This window comes from Mycolicibacterium parafortuitum (assembly GCF_010725485.1).
Classification (GTDB): Bacteria; Actinomycetota; Actinomycetes; order Mycobacteriales; family Mycobacteriaceae; genus Mycobacterium.
The window spans coordinates 3,293,304-3,314,048 of the sequence record NZ_AP022598.1; the positions used below are offsets into that span (position 1 = coordinate 3,293,304).

13 protein-coding genes are annotated in these 20,745 nt (G+C 69.2%); 8 read left to right on the forward strand and 5 right to left on the reverse strand.

What is annotated here, in order from left to right; all coding sequences use genetic code 11:
- The first annotated feature begins 17 nt into the window (after positions 1 to 17).
- Positions 18 to 653 carry an IspD/TarI family cytidylyltransferase gene (locus NTM_RS15930; protein WP_232079724.1) on the forward strand — a complete coding sequence of 212 codons (636 nt, stop codon included), beginning with the start codon at positions 18 to 20 and terminating at the stop codon, positions 651 to 653.
- On the opposite strand, the gene NTM_RS15935 is transcribed toward NTM_RS15930, so the two are convergent.
- A complete protein-coding gene (locus tag NTM_RS15935; protein WP_163766814.1) occupies positions 637 to 1,353 on the reverse strand; it encodes an IspD/TarI family cytidylyltransferase in 717 nt (238 codons plus the stop codon). The two genes, NTM_RS15930 and NTM_RS15935, sit on opposite strands and share 17 nt — an antisense overlap.
- A gap of 29 nt (positions 1,354 to 1,382) precedes the next feature.
- The gene (locus NTM_RS15940) at positions 1,383 to 2,636 is read right to left on the reverse strand and encodes an MFS transporter (protein ID WP_104863478.1); all 1,254 of its coding nucleotides are present in this window, start codon (positions 2,634 to 2,636) and stop codon (positions 1,383 to 1,385) included.
- 338 nt (positions 2,637 to 2,974) lie between these two features.
- Here NTM_RS15940 and NTM_RS15945 point away from each other — a divergent pair, with 338 nt between their 5' ends.
- The 4 genes from NTM_RS15945 (at position 2,975) to NTM_RS15960 (ending at position 15,648) form a co-directional block, all read left to right on the forward strand.
- A complete protein-coding gene (locus tag NTM_RS15945; RefSeq protein WP_163766815.1) occupies positions 2,975 to 3,709 on the forward strand; it encodes a MerR family transcriptional regulator in 735 nt (244 codons plus the stop codon).
- Between the two features lie 818 nt (positions 3,710 to 4,527).
- Positions 4,528 to 13,782, forward strand: a complete 9,255-nt coding sequence (locus NTM_RS15950; RefSeq protein WP_163766816.1) for a type I polyketide synthase — start codon at positions 4,528 to 4,530, stop codon at positions 13,780 to 13,782.
- A gap of 22 nt (positions 13,783 to 13,804) precedes the next feature.
- The gene (acpS, locus tag NTM_RS15955; protein WP_179964069.1) at positions 13,805 to 14,197 is read left to right on the forward strand and encodes a holo-ACP synthase AcpS; all 393 of its coding nucleotides are present in this window, start codon (positions 13,805 to 13,807) and stop codon (positions 14,195 to 14,197) included.
- Positions 14,198 to 14,298: 101 nt separating this feature from the next.
- Complete coding sequence (locus NTM_RS15960; protein ID WP_163766817.1) at positions 14,299 to 15,648, forward strand: dipeptidase; 1,350 nt, start codon at positions 14,299 to 14,301, stop codon at positions 15,646 to 15,648.
- Here the strand turns inward: NTM_RS15960 and bcp are convergent.
- A complete protein-coding gene (gene bcp / locus NTM_RS15965) occupies positions 15,625 to 16,098 on the reverse strand; it encodes a thioredoxin-dependent thiol peroxidase (protein WP_163766818.1) in 474 nt (157 codons plus the stop codon). The genes NTM_RS15960 and bcp overlap by 24 nt on opposite strands.
- Before the next feature lie 156 nt (positions 16,099 to 16,254).
- Between bcp and NTM_RS15970 the strand changes: the two genes are divergently transcribed.
- Complete coding sequence (locus NTM_RS15970) at positions 16,255 to 16,479, forward strand: DUF3618 domain-containing protein (protein WP_163766819.1); 225 nt, start codon at positions 16,255 to 16,257, stop codon at positions 16,477 to 16,479.
- 8 nt (positions 16,480 to 16,487) lie between these two features.
- On the opposite strand, the gene NTM_RS28560 is transcribed toward NTM_RS15970, so the two are convergent.
- Positions 16,488 to 16,658 carry a hypothetical protein gene (locus tag NTM_RS28560; RefSeq protein ID WP_170311980.1) on the reverse strand — a complete coding sequence of 57 codons (171 nt, stop codon included), beginning with the start codon at positions 16,656 to 16,658 and terminating at the stop codon, positions 16,488 to 16,490.
- Positions 16,659 to 17,028: 370 nt separating this feature from the next.
- Between NTM_RS28560 and NTM_RS15975 the strand changes: the two genes are divergently transcribed.
- The gene (locus NTM_RS15975) at positions 17,029 to 17,400 is read left to right on the forward strand and encodes a hypothetical protein (RefSeq protein WP_083143974.1); all 372 of its coding nucleotides are present in this window, start codon (positions 17,029 to 17,031) and stop codon (positions 17,398 to 17,400) included.
- A gap of 51 nt (positions 17,401 to 17,451) precedes the next feature.
- On the opposite strand, the gene NTM_RS15980 is transcribed toward NTM_RS15975, so the two are convergent.
- Positions 17,452 to 17,703: a hypothetical protein gene (locus NTM_RS15980; protein WP_163766820.1), complete on the reverse strand. Its 252-nt coding sequence runs from the start codon at positions 17,701 to 17,703 to the stop codon at positions 17,452 to 17,454.
- A gap of 409 nt (positions 17,704 to 18,112) precedes the next feature.
- On the opposite strand from NTM_RS15980, the gene NTM_RS15985 reads away from it, so the two are divergent.
- Entirely contained in the window at positions 18,113 to 20,743 is a 2,631-nt protein-coding gene (locus NTM_RS15985) for a S15 peptidase family protein (protein WP_163766821.1), read from the forward strand.
- Positions 20,744 to 20,745: the final 2 nt, after the last annotated feature.

Below are 20,745 nucleotides of genomic sequence, written 5' to 3' on the forward strand. Positions count from 1 at the left end.
CGTTGGTCCCTGTCCCGATGGAGCTGCAACAGCGGCCCGATGCGGTGTTCGCGCCGATCGCCGGACAGTCGGTCCTCGCGCGGATCGTGCGCACCCTCGCGTCGGTGGCGGACGTCGCGCTGGGCGGTGTCGTGGTGGCGGTGGCCGAGCCGCTGGCACCGAGCGCGGCAGCGGCATTGGCGGGCATACCGGCGGTGCGCGTGGTGACCGCCGCGGCACCGGGTCGGCGCCGGCAGTGCATCGCCGCCGGATTGCAGGACATCGGCGGCGGATCGGTGCTGCTGCACGACCTCGCCTGGCCGCTGATCGCCGAGGACACCCTGGGGCGCGTCACCGCCGCTCTGCGGGACGGCGCCGACGCCGTACTGCCGGCGTGTGCGGTCACCGACAGCATCAAGGACGTGGACACCTCGGGGGCGGTCGCCGCGACCCTGGACCGGTCCGCGCTGCGGACGGTCCAATACCCGCGCGGCTTCGATGTCGCGGTGCTGGCGCGACTGCTCGACACCGCCGGCGCAGACGATTTCGACGAGCTCGCCGCGGTGCTGACCTCGGGGGCGGCGGTGACGGTGGTCGACGGTGACACCACCACGTCGAGATTCGAATTGCCCGACGACGCAGGCTATCTCGCGGCTGTCATCGCGAGTCGGTGAGCGGCTCCCGGTCGCGGAGCAGCCGTTCGGCGACGGCGACGTCACGCGCGTAGGTGACCTTGAAGTTGGTCGCGTGCCCGGCGAACGTACGCACCTGCACCGCGGTGTACCGCTCGACGCATGACGAGGTGTCGGTGCCCTCGAAGCCGTCGGATTCGGCGCCGCGGTAGGCGGCCAACAGGTCGCGGGCGCGGAACGCCTGCGGAGTCTGCACCCGCACCAGTGCGGCGCGGTCGGGGACCGGCGACAAGCCGTCGTCGCCCGCACCGGCGAGGTTCGCGGCGGGCAGCGCGGGCAGCGCGCCGCCGTAGCGCCGGGCCAGCGTGATGGCTTCGGTGAACATCGCGGGCGGCGCCAGCGGGCGGGCGGCGTCATGGATGGCCACCACGTCGACCGCGCCGGACTCGATGTCGTCGGCCAGGTAGCGCATCAGATTGGTCTCCGAGGCATGCCGGGTGTCGCCGCCCTCGACGAATTCGACCGGGACATCGCCGAGTTCGCGGCGCACGGTGTCGCGGGCGAGGTCGTGCTCGCCACGGCGGAACACCAGGATCGTGCGCGTCACATCAGGTATCCGGGTCAGCGTGTCCAGCGACCAGGTCACCATGGAGCGTCCGGCCAGCAGCAGATAGGCCTTGTTGCCGTCGGCGCCCACCCGGGTGCCCAGACCTGCGGCCAACACCACCCCGACCGCATGCATGCGCACGACCCTATCGCGGTCCCGCGGCGTCAGGTCTTGATGTCCTCCAGCAGGAACCTGTCGTCCTTCTCCAGCTGCCTGCGGGCTTTCCGCCGGGTGACCAGGATGCCGAGTACGGCCAGGGCCCACACCGCGTACTGCAGTGTCCACGCCTGCCGGAACGAGTCGAACGAGATGCCGCCCTTGGCCTCCATGACCATGCCCATGGCCTGCATCAGGATCAGCGACACAAGGAAGCCGCCCATGTTGACCATGCCCTGCGCGGTGCCCAGCGTGGCGCGGGTGTTGAACGTCCTGGCGAAATCGAAGCCGACCATCGACCCGGGCCCGCCGACCGAGATGACCGCGACGAGCACCACGAGCAGCCACAGCGGCGCCGGGCCCGGCAGGCTCAGCACCACCGTCCACACCACCGCATTGCTGCCGATGATGCCGAGCACGATCCAGGAGCGACGGTGGGGATAACGCCCGGTGAAGACGCCGATCAGGATCCCGGACGCGATCGCGGTGGCAACCGACAGGCTCAGCAACGCTCCGGCCGCGCCTGCCGACAGGCCCTGCGCCACGGTGAGATAGGGCAGGCCCCACATCAGCGCGAAGATCGTGATGGAGAACTGGGTGCCCATATGCGTGAAGAAGCCCAGCCGTGTTCCCGGTCGCAACCACACCGTCTTGACGCTGGTCAGGGTTTCGCGAACCGACATCGCCTCGGCGGTCGCCGCGGATCCGTCCGGGGTGTTCTTCACGATCAGCAGGATCAGTACGAGCGACAGGGCGCCGAAGGCCGCGGCCGACGCGTAGGCCACCGACCAGCCCGCGGCGGACAGGATCGCCAGGAACGGCACGGCTGACAGCACCTGCCCGAGCTGCCCGACGATGCCGGTCAGCTGGGTGACGACGGGGATCTGACGCGGCGCGAACCAGTGGGGGACCAGCCGCAGCACCGAGATGAAGGTGACGGCGTCGCCCAGGCCGACCACCGCGCGCGCCGCAACCGCGGCGGGCAGGGATTCGGTGAAGGCCAACGCCAGCTGACCCGAGGCCATCAGCGTCGCTCCCGACACGATCAGCACCCGTGATCCGTACCGGTCGAGTAGCAAGCCCGCGGGCACCTGCGCGCAGGCGTAGACCACCACCTGCAACACGACGAACATCGACAGCACGGTCGGTCCGGCGGAGAAACGTTCCGCGGCGGCCAGCCCGGAGACGCCGAGGGTGGTCCGGTCGAAGACGGCGACGATGTAGGCGAGTAGCCCGGTGGCCCAAACAATCCAGGGACGCACGTGTGGGCACCTTCTGTCGCTTCACTTTGTCTTAATGTCCAGCCGACGGCCGGTAGGTTCTTACATCGTCGCCGAGGAGGTGTACCCGGCGCCAATCGATTTGCTCACACGCCGCGATGTCCGTCCGCCGTGCGTGCGCCGATGGTGTTGGCTGAAACCGCACCAGTACGCGCAGAAATCGACTCGAGATCAAGCATTACTGCTGATGAGGGCGTCAATTTAGCCGTAGTGCCGCTGGTGGTGCGGGTGACCTGTGTCTTCGCTCGGTGTCGCTACAGTGGCGGCATGCAGCACCCCGGCGTGGCCCGACCGTCCCCGCACGAATGCGGGGTCGCGTGATGGCGGAATACCGGCTCGACGATCTCGCCCACGTCTCCGGAGTCAGCGCCAGGAACATCCGTGCGTACCGGGAGCGGGGCCTGCTCGATCCGCCGCGGCGGGCCGGGCGCACCGCGCTGTACGACGATCACCATCTGTCGCAGCTTGATGCGATCAGCCGACTCCTTGGCAAGGGCTACAGCTCGGCCCACATCGCGGAGTTCTTCGCGGCGGTGCGGCGGGGGTCTGACCTGGCCGACGAGCTCGGCCTGCCGCGCGAGGTGCTCACTCGGGCGGGGCGGACGTACCGCCGCGGCCTGCCACTCGACCTGGACGCCGGCAGGGCTGAAGTCCACACCCTGGTCGAGTACGGCGTCGCCGAGGTGGTGGACGCCCGCCCGGTGATTCTCGACCACGCCGTCGCCGAGGTCCTGCAGCGGTCTCCAGACCCGCTGGGGTATGCGCGAACGCTGGCCCGCTTCCTGCGGTCGGCCGCGGGTCCGGTCGACTCCCTGGCGGAGACGCTGGCCGTGTGTCTCGACCAGCTGTACCGGGACCGCGTCGGGGACCGGGTGCCGCGGCCGCAGGAACTGACCGAGCTTCGCGGGATCGCTGCGGATTACCGGGCGCTCGCCGAGGCAGCCGCGGCCGTCCGGCTACGGCTCGCGATGCGGCGCCATCTGGGCGCTTCCGGGGTGGGGCGCGCCGTGGCGGCTCTGCTCGACGAGCCGTGGCGGTCCTGTCGCGGGGCCTGAACGACACAGTCGCCGCAACGCCCGCGGTGAAGGCCGCGCGCGCCGGCTCCGGCTCCGGTTGCGGTCAGGAAGGATGCCGGACACCCATCGCGCGACGGGCCCGGGTCGCCGGGGCGGGGCGTCTGGATGGCTGCCTTGGTGCGGAACGGGGTTCCTTGCCGCACAACCACGCTCGCGGAGCCGGTCTTCATCACACGGCGGGCGCCGCGTGCGGGCCGGTGCGTTCGGCCCTGCGGCGCCGTGCTCGAATCTGGCGTCATTTGAGGCGGCGCGTCCCGGACGGTGGGATGGATCCCGCAAGGACTTACTCTCCAGTAGGAATTCCCAGCAAACTTGTATCCGCGAAGCGAAGCGCTGACAGGACAAGTTTTGCGATCGTGTCACGTCTGTCGACACGCCGACGCAACAAACAGAGAACTGAGTTTCTCAGATAACGATTGTGTAACAATGCTGCCTTGAACTGCGCTTCTATCCTACTCAACCGTAACCACCCGCATGCAGGACGTTTGTCCCGGATAGTTCACCGCCGTCCGGAAACGCGCGTTACGCAACCTTGTGTTACCCACGCGTAGAACTCGCCAGTAACCATTTCAGGCGCAAAACTAGGGCAGTCTCTTATGACACTCTTAGTACGGCTGAATGACCGCCTGCGGCTCACGGACCGCGATGGACGCGCCTGGAGAGGGCCGCGGGCGAGACCAGCCGGATTCGACGCCGAATCGCAAGGGCCCCAGCGGGTGCACAGGCAAGCACCCGACGAGCCGAAACAAGCCCCGCGACGAGCGACGTAGCGCGCAACACCGAGGAGAACACACGACGTGACGATCAACGACCAGCACCGTGCGACCACCAATTCCAACGGCCGGGCCGAGCAGGGCTACGAACCGCTGACGGGAACGCACGCACTCGTCGATCGGCTGCATTCCGGTGAGCCCTACGCCGTCGCATTCGGCGGCCAGGGCGGCCCATGGCTGGAGAACCTCGAAGAGTTGGTGAACTCCGCCGGTATCGAATCGGAGATCAGCCAGCTGGTCGCCGAGGCCGAGCTCCTGCTGGAGCCGCTGGCCCGCGAGCTCGTCGTGGTGCGGCCGATCGGCTTCGAGCCGATGCGCTGGATCCGTGCGCTCGCCGCCGACGAGCCGCTGCCGTCCGCCAAGGACCTCACCACCGCCGCGATCTCCGGTCCCGGCATCCTGCTGACCCAGATGGCCGCCCAGCGGGCCATCAAGCGCCAGGGTCTCGACCTCGACGCGCACCCGCCGGTCGCGATCGCGGGCCACTCCCAAGGTGTGACCGCCGTCGAGTCGCTGAAGGCCGGCGGCGCCCGTGACGTCGAACTGCTGGCCATCGGTCAGCTGATCGGTGCGGCCGGGTCGCTGGTGTCGCGCCGCTGCGGCATGGTCGGACGCGGCGACAAATCGCCGATGGTGTCGGTGCTCAACGTCGACCCCGCACGCATCGCCGAACTGCTCGAGGAGTTCGCCCAGGACGTCCGGACGGTGCTGCCCCCGGCGCTGTCGATCCGCAACGGCCGGCGGTCCGTCGTGATCACCGGTACCCCCGAACAGCTGGCCCGCTTCGAGCTCTACTGCGAGAAGATCACGGAGAAGGAAGAGGCCGAGCGCAAGAACAAGACGCGCGGCGGCGCGATCTTCCGGCCGATCTTCAACCAGCTCAACGTCGAGGTGGGCTTCCACACCCCGCGTCTGGCTGCCGGCGTCGACCTCGTCAACGAATGGGCCGCGCGCACCGGACTTGACCGCGAACTCACCCAGCGGCTGACCGAGACGATCTTCGTCAACCCGGTCGACTGGGTCGCGGAGGTGGAGGAACTCGCCGCGACCGGCGCGAAGTGGATCATCGACCTCGGGCCCAGCGACACCGTCACCCGGTTGACCGCCCCGGTCATCCGCGGTCTCGGTATCGGCATCGTGCCCGCCGCCACGCGTTCCGGCCAGCGCAGCCTGTTCACCGTCGGCGCCGAGCCCGCCGTCGCACCGGCCTGGTCGAGCTACGCACCGAAGGCCGTCGCGCTGCCCGACGGTTCGGTCAAGGCCTCGACCAAGTTCACCCGGCTCACCGGCCGCTCGCCGATCCTGCTGGCCGGCATGACCCCGACCACGGTGGACGCGAAGATCGTCGCGGCCGCGGCCAACGCCGGCCACTGGGCCGAGCTCGCAGGCGGCGGCCAGGTCACCGAAGAGATCTTCGACGCCCGGGTCGCCGAACTCACCCAGCTGCTCGAGCCCGGCCGGGCCATCCAGTTCAACTCGTTGTTCCTGGACCCGTACCTGTGGAAGCTTCAGGTCGGCGGCAAACGCCTGGTGCAAAAGGCCCGCCAGTCCGGCGCCCCCATCGACGGTGTCGTCGTCACCGCGGGCATCCCCGATCTCGAAGAGGCCGTCGAGCTGATCAAGGAGCTCAACGACGTCGGCATCAGCAACGTGGTGTTCAAGCCCGGCACCGTCGACCAGATCAAGTCGGTCATCAAGATCGCCGTCGAGGTGCCCGACCGCGACGTCATCGTCCACATCGAGGGCGGCCGCGCCGGCGGGCACCACTCGTGGGAGGACCTCGACGACCTGCTCATCAGCACCTACGGCGAGCTGCGCAAGTACCCGAACGTGACCATCTGCGTCGGCGGCGGCATCGGCACCCCGGAGCGGGCGGCCGAGTACCTGTCCGGTGAATGGGCCAAGGACTACGGCTTCCCGGCGATGCCGGTCGACGGCATCCTCGTCGGCACCGCCGCGATGGCGACCAAGGAGGCCACCACCTCGCCCGCGGTCAAGCAGATGCTCGTCGAGACCACCGGCACCGACACCTGGGTCGGTGCGGGCAAGGCCATCAACGGCATGGCCAGCGGCCGCAGCCAGCTCGGGGCCGACATCCACGAGATCGACAACACCGCGTCGCGGTGCGGTCGCCTGCTCGACGAGGTCGCCGGTGACGCCGACGCCGTGGCCGAGCGCCGCGACGAGATCATCGCGGCGATGGCCGATACCGCCAAGCCGTACTTCGGCGACGTCGGTGACATGTCCTACCTGCAGTGGCTGCAGCGCTACGTCGAACTCGCCATCGGCGACGGCGACAGCACCGCCGACACCGCAGCCCCCGGCAGCCCGTGGCTGGCCGACACCTGGCGTGAGCGCTTCGAGGAGATGCTCAAGCGCGCCGAGGCCCGCCTCAACGAGAAGGACTCCGGCCCGATCGAGTCGTTGTTCGTCGGCGACGGCGAGGTGCTGCTCGATCAGCCGACCGAGGCGATCGCCGCGCTGCTGGCCCGCTACCCCGACGCCGGCGCCGTCAAGCTGCACCCGGCCGACGTGCCGTTCTTCGTGACGCTGTGCAAGAAGCCCGGCAAACCGGTCAACTTCGTGCCGGTCATCGACAAGGACGTGCGCCGCTGGTGGCGCAGCGACTCGCTGTGGCAGGCCCACGATGCCCGCTACACCGCCGATCAGGTCTGCATCATTCCCGGCACCCAGGCCGTCGCCGGCATCACCCGGGTGGACGAACCGGTCGGCGAACTGCTCGACCGGTTCGAGCAGGAGATCGTCGACCGCGTGCTGGCCGCAGGCGCCGAGCCGACGCCGGTGGTGTCGCGCCGCCAGGCCCGCGCCGACGTCAGCGGACCGCTGGCCGTGGTGCTCGATTCACCCGACGTGCTGTGGGCCGGGCGCACCGCGATCAACCCGGTGCACCGCATCGGCGCGCCCGGTGAGTGGCAGGTCAACGACGTGCCCGGCAAGCCGAGTGCGACGCACCCGAACACCGGGGCGCGGCTGGAGTTGTCCGGGGACGGAAGCGTGACGCTGAGCGTGCCGCTGTCCGACATCTGGATCGACATCCGTTTCACGCTGCCGTCGTCCACCGTCGACGGCGGCGCCCCGATCGTCACCGTCGAGGACGCCGCCAAGGCGATGCGTTCGGTGCTGGCGATCGCCGCCGGTGTCGACGGGCCCGACGCGCTGCCCCCGGTGCGCGACAACAGCGCGACCGTGACCGTCGAATGGGACCCGCAGAAGGTCGCCGACCACACCGGCGTCACCGCCACGTTCGGCGCCCCGCTGGCGCCGGGCCTGACCCTGGTGCCCGACGCGCTGGTCGGCCTGTGCTGGCCGGCGGTGTTCTCGGCGATCGGGTCGGCCGTCACCGACGACGGTTTCCCCGTCGTCGAGGGCCTGCTGAGCCTGGTTCACCTGGACCACGCCGCCCATCTGCTGGCCAAGCTGCCCGCGGAGAAGTCCCAATTGACCGTCACCGCGACGGCTCTGCCCGCCACCGACACCGAGGTCGGCCGGGTCGTCCCGGTCGAGGTGTCCATCGCCGACACCGACGGGACCGTGCTGGCGACCCTCGGGGAGCGGTTCGCGATCCGCGGCCGTACCGGTGCCGCCGAGCTGGCCGACCCGCCGCGGGCCGGCGGAGCCATCACCGACAACGCCACGGACACGCCGCGGCGCCGTCGCCGCGACGTCGTCGTCACCGCCCCGGTGGACATGAGCGCGTTCGCCGTGGTCTCCGGTGACCACAACCCGATCCACACCGACCGCACCGCGGCGCTGCTGGCCGGGCTGAAAACGCCCATCGTGCACGGCATGTGGCTGTCGGCGGCGGCGCAGCACGCCGTCACCGCCACCGACGGCCGGGCCACCCCGCCCGCACGGCTGGTCGGCTGGACCTCCCGGTTCCTGGGGATGGTGCTGCCCGGTGACGAGATCGAGTTCCGGGTCGACCGCGTCGGCATCGACCGCGGCGCGGAGATCGTCGAGGTCACCGCCAAGGTCGGCGGCGAGCTGGTGATGGCCGCGACCGCGCAGCTGGCCGCGCCGAAGACCGTGTACGCGTTCCCGGGCCAGGGCATCCAGTCCAAGGGCATGGGCATGGAGGTGCGTGCCCGCTCGAAGGCCGCCCGCAAGGTGTGGGACACCGCGGACAAGTTCACCCGCGAGACGCTGGGCTTCTCGGTGCTGCACGTCGTGCGGGACAACCCGACCAGCCTGATCGCCTCGGGTGTGCACTACCACCACCCCGAAGGGGTGCTGTACCTGACGCAGTTCACCCAGGTCGCGATGGCGACGGTGGCCGCGGCGCAGGTCGCCGAGATGCGCGAGCAGGGTGCGTTCGTCGAGGGCGCGATCGCCTGTGGTCACTCCGTCGGCGAATACACCGCGCTGGCATGCGTGTCCAACGTGTACCCGCTCGAAGCGCTGCTTGAGGTGGTGTTCCACCGCGGTTCGAAGATGCACGACATCGTGCCGCGCGACGCGCAGGGCCGGTCGAACTACCGCCTGGCCGCGATCCGCCCGTCGCAGATCGATCTCGACGACGACGACGTCAAGGCCTTCGTCGCCGAGATCTCCGAGCGCACAGGCGAATTCCTGGAGATCGTGAACTTCAACCTGCGCGGCTCGCAGTACGCGATCGCCGGTACGGTCGCCGGGCTGGAAGCCTTGGAGGAAGAGGTCGAGCGGCGCCGCGAGATCTCCGGCGGCAAGCGTTCGTTCATCCTGGTGCCCGGCATCGACGTGCCGTTCCACTCCAGCGTGCTGCGGGTCGGTGTCGCCGACTTCCGGCGTGCGCTCGAGCGGGTGATGCCCCAGGACGCCGATCCGGAGCTGCTGATCGGCCGCTACATCCCGAACCTGGTGCCGCGGCCGTTCACCCTGGACCGCGACTTCATCGAAGAGATCCGGGAACTCGTTCCGGCCGAGCCGCTCGACGAGGTGCTCGCCGACTACGACACCTGGCGCAACGAGAAGCCGCGCGAGCTGATGCGCAAGATCGTCATCGAGCTGTTGGCGTGGCAGTTCGCCAGCCCGGTGCGGTGGATCGAGACGCAGGACCTGCTGTTCATCGAGGAGGCCGCGGGCGGTCTCGGTGTCGAGCGGTTCGTGGAGATCGGCGTCAAGAACGCGCCGACCGTCGCGGGCCTGGCCGCCAACACGCTGAAGTTGCCGGAGTACTCGCACAACACCACCGAGGTGCTCAACGCCGAGCGTGACGCCGCGGTGCTGTTCGCCACCGACACCGATCCGGAACCGGACGACGAGCCGGCGCCGGTCGCCGAGGCGGCCCCGGTGGAGGCGGCTCCCGCCCCGGCGGCGGCGCCCAGCGGCGGACTTCCGTCGAATGTCGCGCCCGCGGGCGCTCCACGCCCCGACGACATCACGTTCGACGCGGCCGACGCGACGATGGCGCTCATCGCGCTGTCGGCGAAGATCCGCGTGGACCAGATCGAGGCGCTCGACTCCATCGAGTCGATCACCGACGGCGCGTCGTCGCGGCGCAACCAGATGCTGGTCGATCTCGGGTCGGAGCTGAATCTCGGTGCCATCGACGGTGCCGCCGAAGCCGACCTGGCGGGTCTGAAGGGACAGGTCACCAAGCTGGCCCGGACCTACAAGCCGTTCGGTCCGGTGCTGTCGGACGCGATCAACGACCAGCTGCGCACGGTCCTCGGGCCGTCCGGCAAGCGGCCCGCCTACATCGCCGAGCGGGTCAAGAAGACCTGGGAACTCGGGGACGGCTGGGTCAAGCACGTCACCGCCGAGGTCGCGCTGGGCACCCGCGAGGGATCCAGCGTCCGCGGCGGAGCGCTCGGCGGTCTGCACGACGGAGCCCTGGCCGATGCGGCCGCGGTGGACAAGGTGATCGACGCGGCCGTGACCGCGGTCGGGGCCCGGCTCGGGATTCCGGTGTCGCTGCCGTCCGCCGCGGGTGGTGGCGGTGGGGTCGTCGACTCGGCGGCACTCGGTGAGTTCGCCGAGCAGGTCACCGGACGCAACGGCGTGCTGGCCAACGCGGCGCGCACGATCCTGGACCAGCTGGGATACGGCGCGGTGGCGTCCGTGCCCGAGCCCTCCGCCGATGCGGAGCTGATCGATCTGGTCACCGCCGAGCTCGGCTCGGACTGGCCGCGTCTGGTGGCTCCGGCGTTCGACGGCCGCAAGGCGGTGCTGTTCGACGACCGGTGGGCCAGTGCGCGTGAGGATCTCGCGAAGATCTGGCTGACCGACGAGGACGAGATCGAGGCCGATTGGGTCCGGTTGTCGGAGCGGTTCGAGGGGACCGGCCACGTCGTCGGAACCCAGGCCACCTACTGGCAGGGCAAGGCGCTGGCCGCGGGCCTGAACATCCACGCGTCGCTGTACGCCCGCATCGCCGCGGGAGCGGAGAACCCCGGCAAGGGCCGCTACAGCGAAGAGGTCGCGGTCGTGACCGGCGCCTCGAAGGGATCGATCGCCGCATCGGTCGTCGCGCAGCTGCTCGACGGTGGCGCCACGGTGGTGGCCACCACGTCCCGGCTCGACGACGACCGGCTGGCCTTCTACCGCAAGCTCTACCGCGACAACGCCCGCTTCGGCGCCAAGCTGTGGGTGCTGCCCGCGAACATGGCGGCCTACAGCGACATCGACGCACTCGTCGAGTGGGTCGGCACGGAGCAGACCGAGAGCCTCGGGCCCAAGTCCATCCACCTCAAGGATGCGCTGACCCCGACGTTGCTGTTCCCGTTCGCCGCACCGCGCGTCGGCGGGGACCTGTCCGAGGCCGGATCGCGCGCCGAGATGGAGATGAAGGTCCTGCTGTGGGCCGTGCAGCGGCTGATCGCCGGGCTGTCCCACATCGGCGCCGACCGCGACATCGCGGCTCGCCTGCACGTCGTGCTGCCCGGTTCACCGAACCGCGGCATGTTCGGCGGCGACGGTGCCTACGGCGAGTCCAAGGCCGCCCTGGATGCGGTCGTGTCGCGCTGGAAGGCCGAGACGTCATGGGCTCAGCGCGTCAGCCTGGCGCACGCGCTGATCGGCTGGACCCGCGGCACCGGGCTGATGGGCCACAACGACGTCATCGTCGACGGGGTCGAGGCTGCCGGTGTGCAGACCTACTCCACCGAGGAGATGGCGAGCATGCTGCTGGCGCTGTGCGACGTCGACACCAAGGTCGCCGCCGCCCAGGAGCCGGTGCAGGCCGACCTGACCGGCGGACTGGCCGATGTGGAGCTGGATCTGGCCGAACTGGCCGCCAAGGCCAGGGAAGCCGCGACCGCGGCGCCCGCCGAGGCCGAGGACGAGGAGGCCGGCGATCACCTCATCGCGGCGCTGCCGTCCCCGCCGCGGCCCACCGTCCCGGCCCCCGCGCCGGAGTGGGCTGACCTCGACGTCGACCCGGCCGACCTGGTGGTCATCGTCGGTGGCGCCGAACTCGGCCCGTACGGCTCGTCGCGCACCCGGTTCGAGATGGAGGTCGACAACGAGCTGTCGGCGGCCGGTGTCCTCGAGCTGGCCTGGACCACCGGTCTGATCAAGTGGGAGGACGATCCCCAACCGGGTTGGTACGACACCGAATCCGGCGATCTCGTCGACGAGGCGGACCTGGTCGAGCGCTACCACGACGCGGTCGTGGAACGGGTCGGCATCCGTGAGTTCGTCGGGGACGGCGCGATCGACCCGGACCACTCGGCGCCTCTGCTGGTGTCGGTGTTCCTGGACAAGGACTTCTCGTTCGTGGTGTCGTCGGAGGCCGACGCGCGTGCGTTCGTGCAGTTCGACCCGGAGCACACGGTGATCAGCCCGGTGCCCGACAGCTCCGACTGGACCGTCACCCGCAAGGCGGGCACCGAGATTCGGGTGCCCCGCAAGGCGAAGCTGTCCCGTACCGTCGGCGCGCAGATTCCGACCGGGTTCGACCCGCAGGTCTGGGGTGTCACCCCGGACATGGCGAATTCCATTGACCGCGTTGCGTTGTGGAATCTGGTCGCGACGGTGGACGCGTTCCTGTCCGCAGGCTTCTCGCCGACCGAACTGATGCGTTGGGTGCACCCGAGCCTGGTCGCCAGCACGCAGGGCACCGGCATGGGTGGTCTGACCTCGATGCAGACGATGTTCCACGGCAACCTGCTGGACAAGAACAAGCCGAACGACATCCTGCAGGAGACGCTGCCGAACGTCGTTGCCGCACACGTGATCCAGAGCTACGTGGGCAGCTACGGATCGATGATCCACCCGGTCGGCGCGTGCGCCACCGCGGCGGTTTCGCTGGAGGAGGGTGTCGACAAGATCCGGCTGGGCAAGGCCGAGCTCGTCGTCACCGGCGGCTATGACGACCTGACGCTGGAGGCCGTGATCGGCTTCGGTGACATGGCGGCCACCGCCGACACCGAGGTGATGCGTGCCAAGGGCATCAGCGATTCCCGGTTCTCCCGCGCCAACGACCGGCGCAGGCTGGGCTTCGTCGAGGCCCAGGGCGGCGGCACCATCCTGCTGGCGCGCGGTGATCTCGCGTTGCGGATGGGTCTGCCGGTGCTGGCCGTGGTCGCGTACGCGCAGTCCTACGCCGACGGTGTGCACACCTCGATCCCGGCTCCGGGGCTCGGCGCGCTCGGCGCCGGTCGCGGCGGCAGGGAGTCGGTGCTGGCCAAGTCGCTCAACAAGCTGGGCGTCGGGGCCGACGACATCGCGGTGATCTCCAAGCACGACACCTCGACGCTGGCCAACGATCCCAACGAGCAGGAGCTTCACGAGCGGCTGGCCGACTCATTGAGTCGTTCCGAGGGTGCGCCGCTGTTCATCGTCAGCCAGAAGAGCCTGACCGGGCACGCCAAGGGCGGCGCGGCGGTCTTCCAGACGATGGGTATGTGCCAGATCCTGCGCGACGGCGTGATCCCGCCGAACCGTAGCCTGGACTGCGTCGACGAGGAGCTGGCGACGTCCGCGCACTTCGTGTGGCCGCGCGAGACCCTGCGGATGGGCGAGAAGTACCCGCTGAAGGCGGGTCTGATCACCAGCCTCGGCTTCGGTCACGTGTCCGGTCTGATCGCCCTGGTGCATCCGCAGGCGTTCCTGGCCACCCTGACCCCGGAGCAGCAGGCGGACTACGCCGCGCGTGCCCAGGAGCGGGAGCTGGCCGGAAAGCGCAGGCTCGCATCGGCGATCGCCGGTGGACGTCCGATGTACGAGCGGCCCGACGGGCGGCGCTTCGACCAGGAGGCGCCCGAGAAGGTCCAGGAAGCCGGCATGCTGCTCGACGCGGCTTCGCGGCTCACCGAGGACGGCGTGTATCGGCGATGAACCGTGAGATAGCGTGCTGTTCGTGGGCATCGTCGGGATAGGTATCGACCTCGTCTCCATTCCGGAGTTCGCCGAGCAGGTGGATCGCCCGGGCACGGTGTTCGCCGAGACGTTCACGCCGGGGGAGCGGCGCGACGCCGCCGACAAGAGTTCGTCGGCGGCGCGCCACCTCGCGGCGCGGTGGGCGGCCAAGGAGGCGGTGATCAAGGCCTGGTCGGGATCGCGGTTCTCCAAGCGGCCGGTGCTGCCTGAGGCGATCCACCGCGACATCGAGGTGATCACCGACATGTGGGGGCGCCCCCGGGTCCGGTTGTCCGGCGCGGTGGCCGAGCACCTCAAAGAGGTGACGATCCACCTGTCGCTGACCCACGAGGCCGACACCGCCGCCGCGGTCGCCGTCCTCGAAGAGCGCTAGCCCCTTTTTGGCGAGCGTGCGTGTCCGCGGCGGACACGCCGGGCAAATCCCGGACTTTGCGCACGCTCGCGGGGCCCAGGCAGGCGACTAACGTGGTCGCCATGAGCGATCTCGTGCAACGCGTCCGCGACGTCCTGCCGTCGGTGCGCGCCGACCTCGAAGACCTGGTGCGCATCCAGTCCGTGTGGGCGGATCCCGACCGCCGTCCCGAAGTGCAGCGGTCGGCCGAAACGGTGTCGAAGTTGTTGTCCGAGGCCGGGTTCGACGATGTCGCGATCGTCGCCGAGGGCGGCGCCCCCGCCGTCATCGCCCGTCATCCCGCGCCGGACGGTGCGCCGACGGTGCTGCTGTACGCCCACCACGATGTGCAGCCCGAAGGCGACCCCGCCCAGTGGCACAGCGCCCCATTCGAGCCGGCCGAACGGGACGGCCGGCTGTACGGTCGCGGCACCGCCGACGACAAGGCCGGTATCGCAACGCATCTCGCCGCGTTCCGAGCGCACGGCGGCAATCCGCCGGTCGGGGTGACCGTCTTCGTCGAGGGTGAGGAGGAGTCGGGCTCGCCGTCGCTGAGCGCGCTGCTGGCCAAGCACCGCGACGCGCTGGCCGCCGATGTCATCGTGATCGCCGACTCCGACAACTGGAGCACCGAGATCCCGTCGCTGACGGTGTCGTTGCGCGGTCTGGCCGACTGTGTGGTCGAGGTCGCCACCCTCGACCACGGCCTGCACTCGGGGATGTGGGGCGGGGTGGTGCCCGACGCGCTGTCGGTTCTGGTGCGCCTGCTCGCCTCGCTGCACGACGACGACGGCAACGTGGCCGTCGAGGGCCTGCACGTCGCCGACGCTCCCGAGGTCGACTACCCGCCCGAGCGGGTCCGGGCCGACACCGGCGTCCTCGACGGGGTGCGCGAGATCGGCTCCGGCTCAGCGACACAACGGCTTTGGGCCAAGCCGGCGATCACGGTCATCGGTATCGACACCACACCCATCGCGAAGGCGTCCAACACGCTGATCCCGCGCGCTCGCGCCAAGATCAGCATGCGGGTGGCCCCCGGCGGTGACGCCGCCGCGCACCTCGCGGCGCTGACCCGGCACCTGGAGAGCCATGCGCCGTGGGGCGCGCAGGTGACCGTCACCCCCGGAGATCTCGGCGAACCGTACGCCATCGACGCCGACGGCCCCGTCTACGACGCCGCGCGCAGCGCGTTTCGGCAGGCGTGGGGACACGACGCCGTCGACACCGGAGTCGGCGGATCGATCCCGTTCATCGCGGAGTTCGCGGCGGCATTCCCCGACGCCAAGATTCTGGTCACCGGCGTCGAGGACCCCGACACCCAGGCGCACAGCATCAACGAGAGCCTGCACCTGGGCGTGCTGGAACGAGCGGCGACGGCCGAGGCGCTGCTGCTGGCCCGGCTCGGTGAACTAGACGGACAGATCGCGCCGTAGTTTGGCGACGTGGCCGGTGGCGCGGACGTTGTACTGCGCCACCTTGATCTTGCCGTTCTCGTCGACGAGGAACGTGGAACGGATGACGCCCTGCACCGTCTTGCCGTACATCGTCTTCTCGCCGAAGGCGCCCCACGCTTCGAGGACCTTCTTGTCCGGGTCGGACAGCAGGGGGAACGTCAGCCCCTCGGCGTCGCGGAACTTCGCGAGCTTCGCCGGCTTGTCCGGTGAGATCCCGACGACGTCGAGACCGGCCTCGTTGAGCTCGGCGAGACTGTCCCGGAAGTCGCAGGCCTGCTTGGTGCAGCCCGGCGTCGACGCCGCCGGGTAGAAGTACACGATGACCTTGCGTCCCTTGTAGTCGGACAGCGAGACGGTGTTGCCGTCGGCGTCGGGAAGGCTGAACGCCGGAGCTTCGTCGCCGACCTCGAGACGTGGGGTTTGCGGCATCGGTGTGTCATCCCTCCAAGCAGGTCCCGGAACGGGTGCGGTGGTTCGGTCGACCGGGGCGCCGCGTGGCGGCCCGGCTCAACTAGGGTAGTTCGACAGAGCTGTAGGCAGGGGCGCGGCCGGCGCGCATGGTGGGCGAAGGCATTGGAGGAACACGTGGCGGACCGGGATCCCGACACCATCAAGGCTGAGATCGATCTGGCGCGCGAGCAGCTGGCGATCACGGTCGACTCCCTCGCCGAGCGGGCCAATCCGCGCCGGGTGGCCGACGACGTCAAGGCGGGGGTGATCCGCTTCGTGTCGAAGCCGCCGGTGGCGATCTCCCTGGCCGGGGCCGGCGTGCTGTTGCTGGTGCTGACGATCCGCCGTATCCGGCAGTGAACGGTTGATCAGCGCCTGAAGCTCGACCAGAACCAGTCGGTGATCGAGAATCCGGGCGGGTTCGCGACGCGGCCGATCCTGCTGCAGTTCAATACCGCCACGGGCGTTTGCGTGACGCTGCGATGAACGACGTCCCCTCCGTTGGCACCTGTCGCCACCGGATCGATCGGGCTCGACATCAGCAAATTCCTCGATTCCTGCTCTCAAGCGTCTCGCGGCGATCGCTCGCGGCGTTCAGCTAACGGAACCATAACACCATTCCCGGGCTTTCAGCAGCACAATCCCCGTTGGTCGGCGTGAATCGCGATGCGCCGTTACTCCGTGTACCCGACGTACCTGCTGGCGATTGTTACCGCCATGTGAAATCCAGCACAGGGTCAGGTCGCGGCGGCGTAGCCGCCGAAATTCGATGCGGAGAGGACGAGGCATGCCGGGTAGGCGTTGCCGGTTGCGAGTCGCGCGGGACCGGGCAGGGTATCGCCGGATCGCACGGCCGAGTCCTCTACGCTGACGCTGATACAAGACGAGCTACAGAGAAGGAGACGCCACATGGCGTGGTTTCTCGCCCTGCAGGGCCCCGCGCAGCCGAGCCACCAGGCTTCGGTCTACGAACTGCAGGACACGACCGACGTTGACACGCTGGCGCAAGAACTCGTCAGCGCGGTGACCCTGGACAGGGTCGTGCCGATTCCGGCGATGCTGCCGCAGAACACCAAGAAGCGGCAGAAGGTCACGCTCTACATCCGGCCGGCCGCATGGGGCCTGTGGACGTTCTACGAGTTGTCCGAGGACGACAAGCGTCAGCTGATGATGGAGAACCCGTTGGTGCAGGCGCTGCAGCAGCATCAACAGCAGCAGCACGGCGCCGCAGGTCAGATCAACCCGCTGCTGGGCCAGCCCGGCGCGGGTCCCCGCCGCTAGGCCATCGCAGGCCGTCCCGTGCCGCCCGGCGGGCACGGGACGGATGCGTCGCTACTGCGTGTCTGAGTTGAACAGGTACCAGAGACCGTCTTCGCCCTCGCGGCAGAGGAAGTACGGGTACTGAGCGTCCTCTTCGGGATTGGACAGCGCGATATGGGGGCCGTCGGCCAAGCAGGCGTCCTGGGTCTGGAACGTCACCGGTGTGCCGTTCGCGTCGACGACCCTGACTTCCTCCGCGTTCGCGACGCCGGCACCGGCGATCGCGCCGGCGACACATGCGGCGGCGAAAAGCAGCTTCTTCATCATTGTTACCCCTGGATATGTAGGTGTCAGCGCCCTCTCTGATGAGTCGATATGCCTGGTGCGCTGGGCACAATGTAGGCCCCGGATCGACCACCACTGCTGTTTTCCGCAAATATTGACGACTGGTCTCTAGAAATATCCGCTGGTCATTGCGTTTTGAACTGTTCACCGATGATTGCCGCCGCTGCCGGAATTCAGCGCCGTCGACAGGGTCGGGCGTTGGGGATTCGCAGGTGCATCCGCTTCGGATTTCGCATGAAACACGTTGATCATCAATGGTTTCCGTGATTCTGGTGCCGTGGCGTGTGCGGTGCGGGGTCGCGCAGAGCGATCTCGCGATTTGCCCATCTCCGGCGCCTGGCCGGGGATATAGTTTGCTGCGTTGTCGACCGTCTGAGCAGGGGTAACGATGAACGCAGCCAGGTATATCGGCCGAGTCGGGGGCCTCGCGGTCGCTTTCGGGGTCGGCACGGCCGTCCTCGGTGGCTACGGTGCGGCCGTTGCCAAGCCTGCGGCGGACGGTGCGGATTCCACGGTGTCGGCCCCGCGCTCCGGCCCCGCCGAGACGGCATCCGCCGACTCCGGTGACAAGGCGTCCACGGGTGCGAAGCCCACGTCCGGCTCCCGCGAGGACACCGACGCCGACGCTGTCGATGACGATGCAGCCGACGACGTAGACGGCGATGCAGCCGACGAGGAATCTGCCGTCACCGAAGAATCGGCTGACGCCGACGAAGCCGACACGTCCCGCAAGCCCGCCAGGGCGCGCGGCGCCGCGCCGGGGCGTGAGTCCGCTTCTACCGACACCGACACCGACACCAACGAGGCGACGACCCCGTCGGCCGGGAACACCGCCGCCGAGCCTGCCGGCTCGACCGACGAGGTCGCCGAAGTCGCGCCGGCGGGCCGCACGGCCCAGGCCCTGACGTGGCTGTCCAGTCCCGCAGCCGTGGCGGGACGCACGTCTGCGACCGCGACGCAGACCGCCACCACCGCGGTGCCGAACCCCTGGGCGGCGCTCATCGACGCCATCTTCACGCCGTTCGCCGGGGGAGGCCCGGCCGGGCTGCCCGCGGATTCGCCGCTGTCCTGGGCCGCCGCCGCGGCGGCGCGGCGGGAAGCGCTTTTCGCCGGCCCGATCGTCGTCGACCCGGCCACCATGGCGTTCGAGGACGGCGTGATCTACGGGTCGATCAATGCGACCGCCACGAACGGACGTCAGCTGTTCTACACGGTCATCGGCTCGTCGCCGGAGGGCGGCAAGACCACCCTCCTCAGCACCGCCGGCGGGTTCACGTTCCTGCCGGATCTGGCCGTGGTCAATGCCCGCGGTAGCGACACCTTCACGGTGATGGTCAGCCAGGAGAGCGCGCTGGTGGTCCTGCTCAAGCAGATCCCGGTACTCGGCGACCTCGTGGACCCGATCGTGCTCACGCTGCAGCAGACCCCGATCCTCGGAGCGGTCCTGCAGCCGATCATCGGTTACCGCGTGATCACCTCGGTCACGGTCGACACCGGCGAGATGATCCCGGAGAACGTGCCTTTCGCGTTCACGACGAAGGTGGAGTCGTTTGACGGCACGAAGATCAGTGTCAACTTCTTCCCGGCCGCCGGGCTGCAGAACGGGCAGGACGCGGAGACGATCTTCAACGGCCCGGGGCTGGGCAGCGCCGGTTACACCGACCCGACCGCGGTGATCTCGCTGGCGAACCTGATACCCGGGATCAAGACACTGCGCGACGGCGGCTACAACGTGGTGACCTGGGATCCCCGCGGGGAGTTCGCCTCCGGCGGGATCCTGCAGCTCGACAGTCCGTTCTTCGAGGGCCGCGACGTTCAGGCGCTGATCTCCTGGGCCGCCACCCTGCCGGGGGTCAAGACGAACGCGCCGGGGGATCCGGTGATGGGCATGGTCGGCGGCTCCTACGGCGGCGGAATCCAGCTGGTGACCGCGGGAATCGACAAGAGGGTCGAAGCCATCGTTCCGGTGATCGCCTGGAACTCGCTGACCATGGCGCTCTATCCCGAGAAGGCGTTCAAGTCGGGCTGGGCGACCCTGCTAGGCCTGGACCTGCTGACCGCCGGCGCCCGGATCAACGCGCAGATCTACCCCGCGATCATCCTCGGCGATCTGCTCGGGTTCATCACCGAGGTCCAGCAGGCCATCATCGAGAGCAGTGGCCCGACAGTGCTGGTCAACAGCATCACCGCGCCGACGCTGTTGATCCAGGGCACCGTCGACGGATTGTTCACGCTCCGACAGGCGTTCACCAACGCCGCGATGCTCGGCGCGAATGGTGTTCCGGTGGACATGATCTGGGCCTGCGGTGGGCACGGCATCTGTCTGAACCCGCCGAACGACAACCAGGCGACGCATTTGGTGAACGCGACGATGGACTGGCTCGACCGGTACGTGCGCGGCAACGAACTGGTGCCTACGGGACCCCGCTTCGAGTGGTACGACCAAAACGGTGACTATCACGCTTCCGAGGTGATGCCGACGGAGTCAGGGTTCTACGGCGAGCCTTTCGTCACGCAGGACGACGGCGGATTCCTGCCGATCATCCCGATCGGCGGGTCCGGTCCCCAGACCCAATCGCCCACGCCGTGGTTGCTGTCCCCGGCAACCGCGTCCAAGGCGTCGCTGGCGCTGAACATGACGATCGCCCCGCCCGAGGGCGCTCAGTTCGTGGGTGCTCCACAGGTCACGCTGACCTACGAGGGTCTGGGCACCGCCACGCACATCTACGGTCAGATCGTCGACGATGCCACCGGCCTGGTGCTGGGCAACCTGGTCACCGCGATCCCGGTGACGCTCGACGGCAGGAGTCGCACCGTGACGTTCGATCTGGAGCAGATCGCCTACACGGCGGGCGCCGGGGACACGCTCACGTTGCAGTTGACCGGGTTCGCCACGCCGTATCTCGATCTGACCCAGATCGGCTTCATCGACGTCCAGGGCGTGACGCTGTCGCTGCCGACGGTATCGACCGCCGAACCGGTGACCGGCGAATTGGCCGCCGCGGTGGTCGCGGCCTAGGA

Excerpts from the sequence above, each read along its gene's own strand:
- NTM_RS15930 (WP_232079724.1), top strand. The coding sequence starts at position 18 with ATGGAGCTGCAACAGCGGCCCGATGCGGTGTTCGCGCCGATCGCCGGA.
- NTM_RS15935 (WP_163766814.1), bottom strand. The coding sequence starts at position 1,353 with ATGCATGCGGTCGGGGTGGTGTTGGCCGCAGGTCTGGGCACCCGGGTG.
- NTM_RS15945 (WP_163766815.1), top strand. The coding sequence starts at position 2,975 with ATGGCGGAATACCGGCTCGACGATCTCGCCCACGTCTCCGGAGTCAGC.
- NTM_RS15960 (WP_163766817.1), top strand. The coding sequence starts at position 14,299 with ATGAGCGATCTCGTGCAACGCGTCCGCGACGTCCTGCCGTCGGTGCGC.
- bcp (WP_163766818.1), bottom strand. The coding sequence starts at position 16,098 with ATGCCGCAAACCCCACGTCTCGAGGTCGGCGACGAAGCTCCGGCGTTC.
- NTM_RS28560 (WP_170311980.1), bottom strand. The coding sequence starts at position 16,658 with ATGTCGAGCCCGATCGATCCGGTGGCGACAGGTGCCAACGGAGGGGAC.
- NTM_RS15975 (WP_083143974.1), top strand. The coding sequence starts at position 17,029 with ATGGCGTGGTTTCTCGCCCTGCAGGGCCCCGCGCAGCCGAGCCACCAG.
- NTM_RS15980 (WP_163766820.1), bottom strand. The coding sequence starts at position 17,703 with ATGAAGAAGCTGCTTTTCGCCGCCGCATGTGTCGCCGGCGCGATCGCC.
- NTM_RS15985 (WP_163766821.1), top strand. The coding sequence starts at position 18,113 with ATGAACGCAGCCAGGTATATCGGCCGAGTCGGGGGCCTCGCGGTCGCT.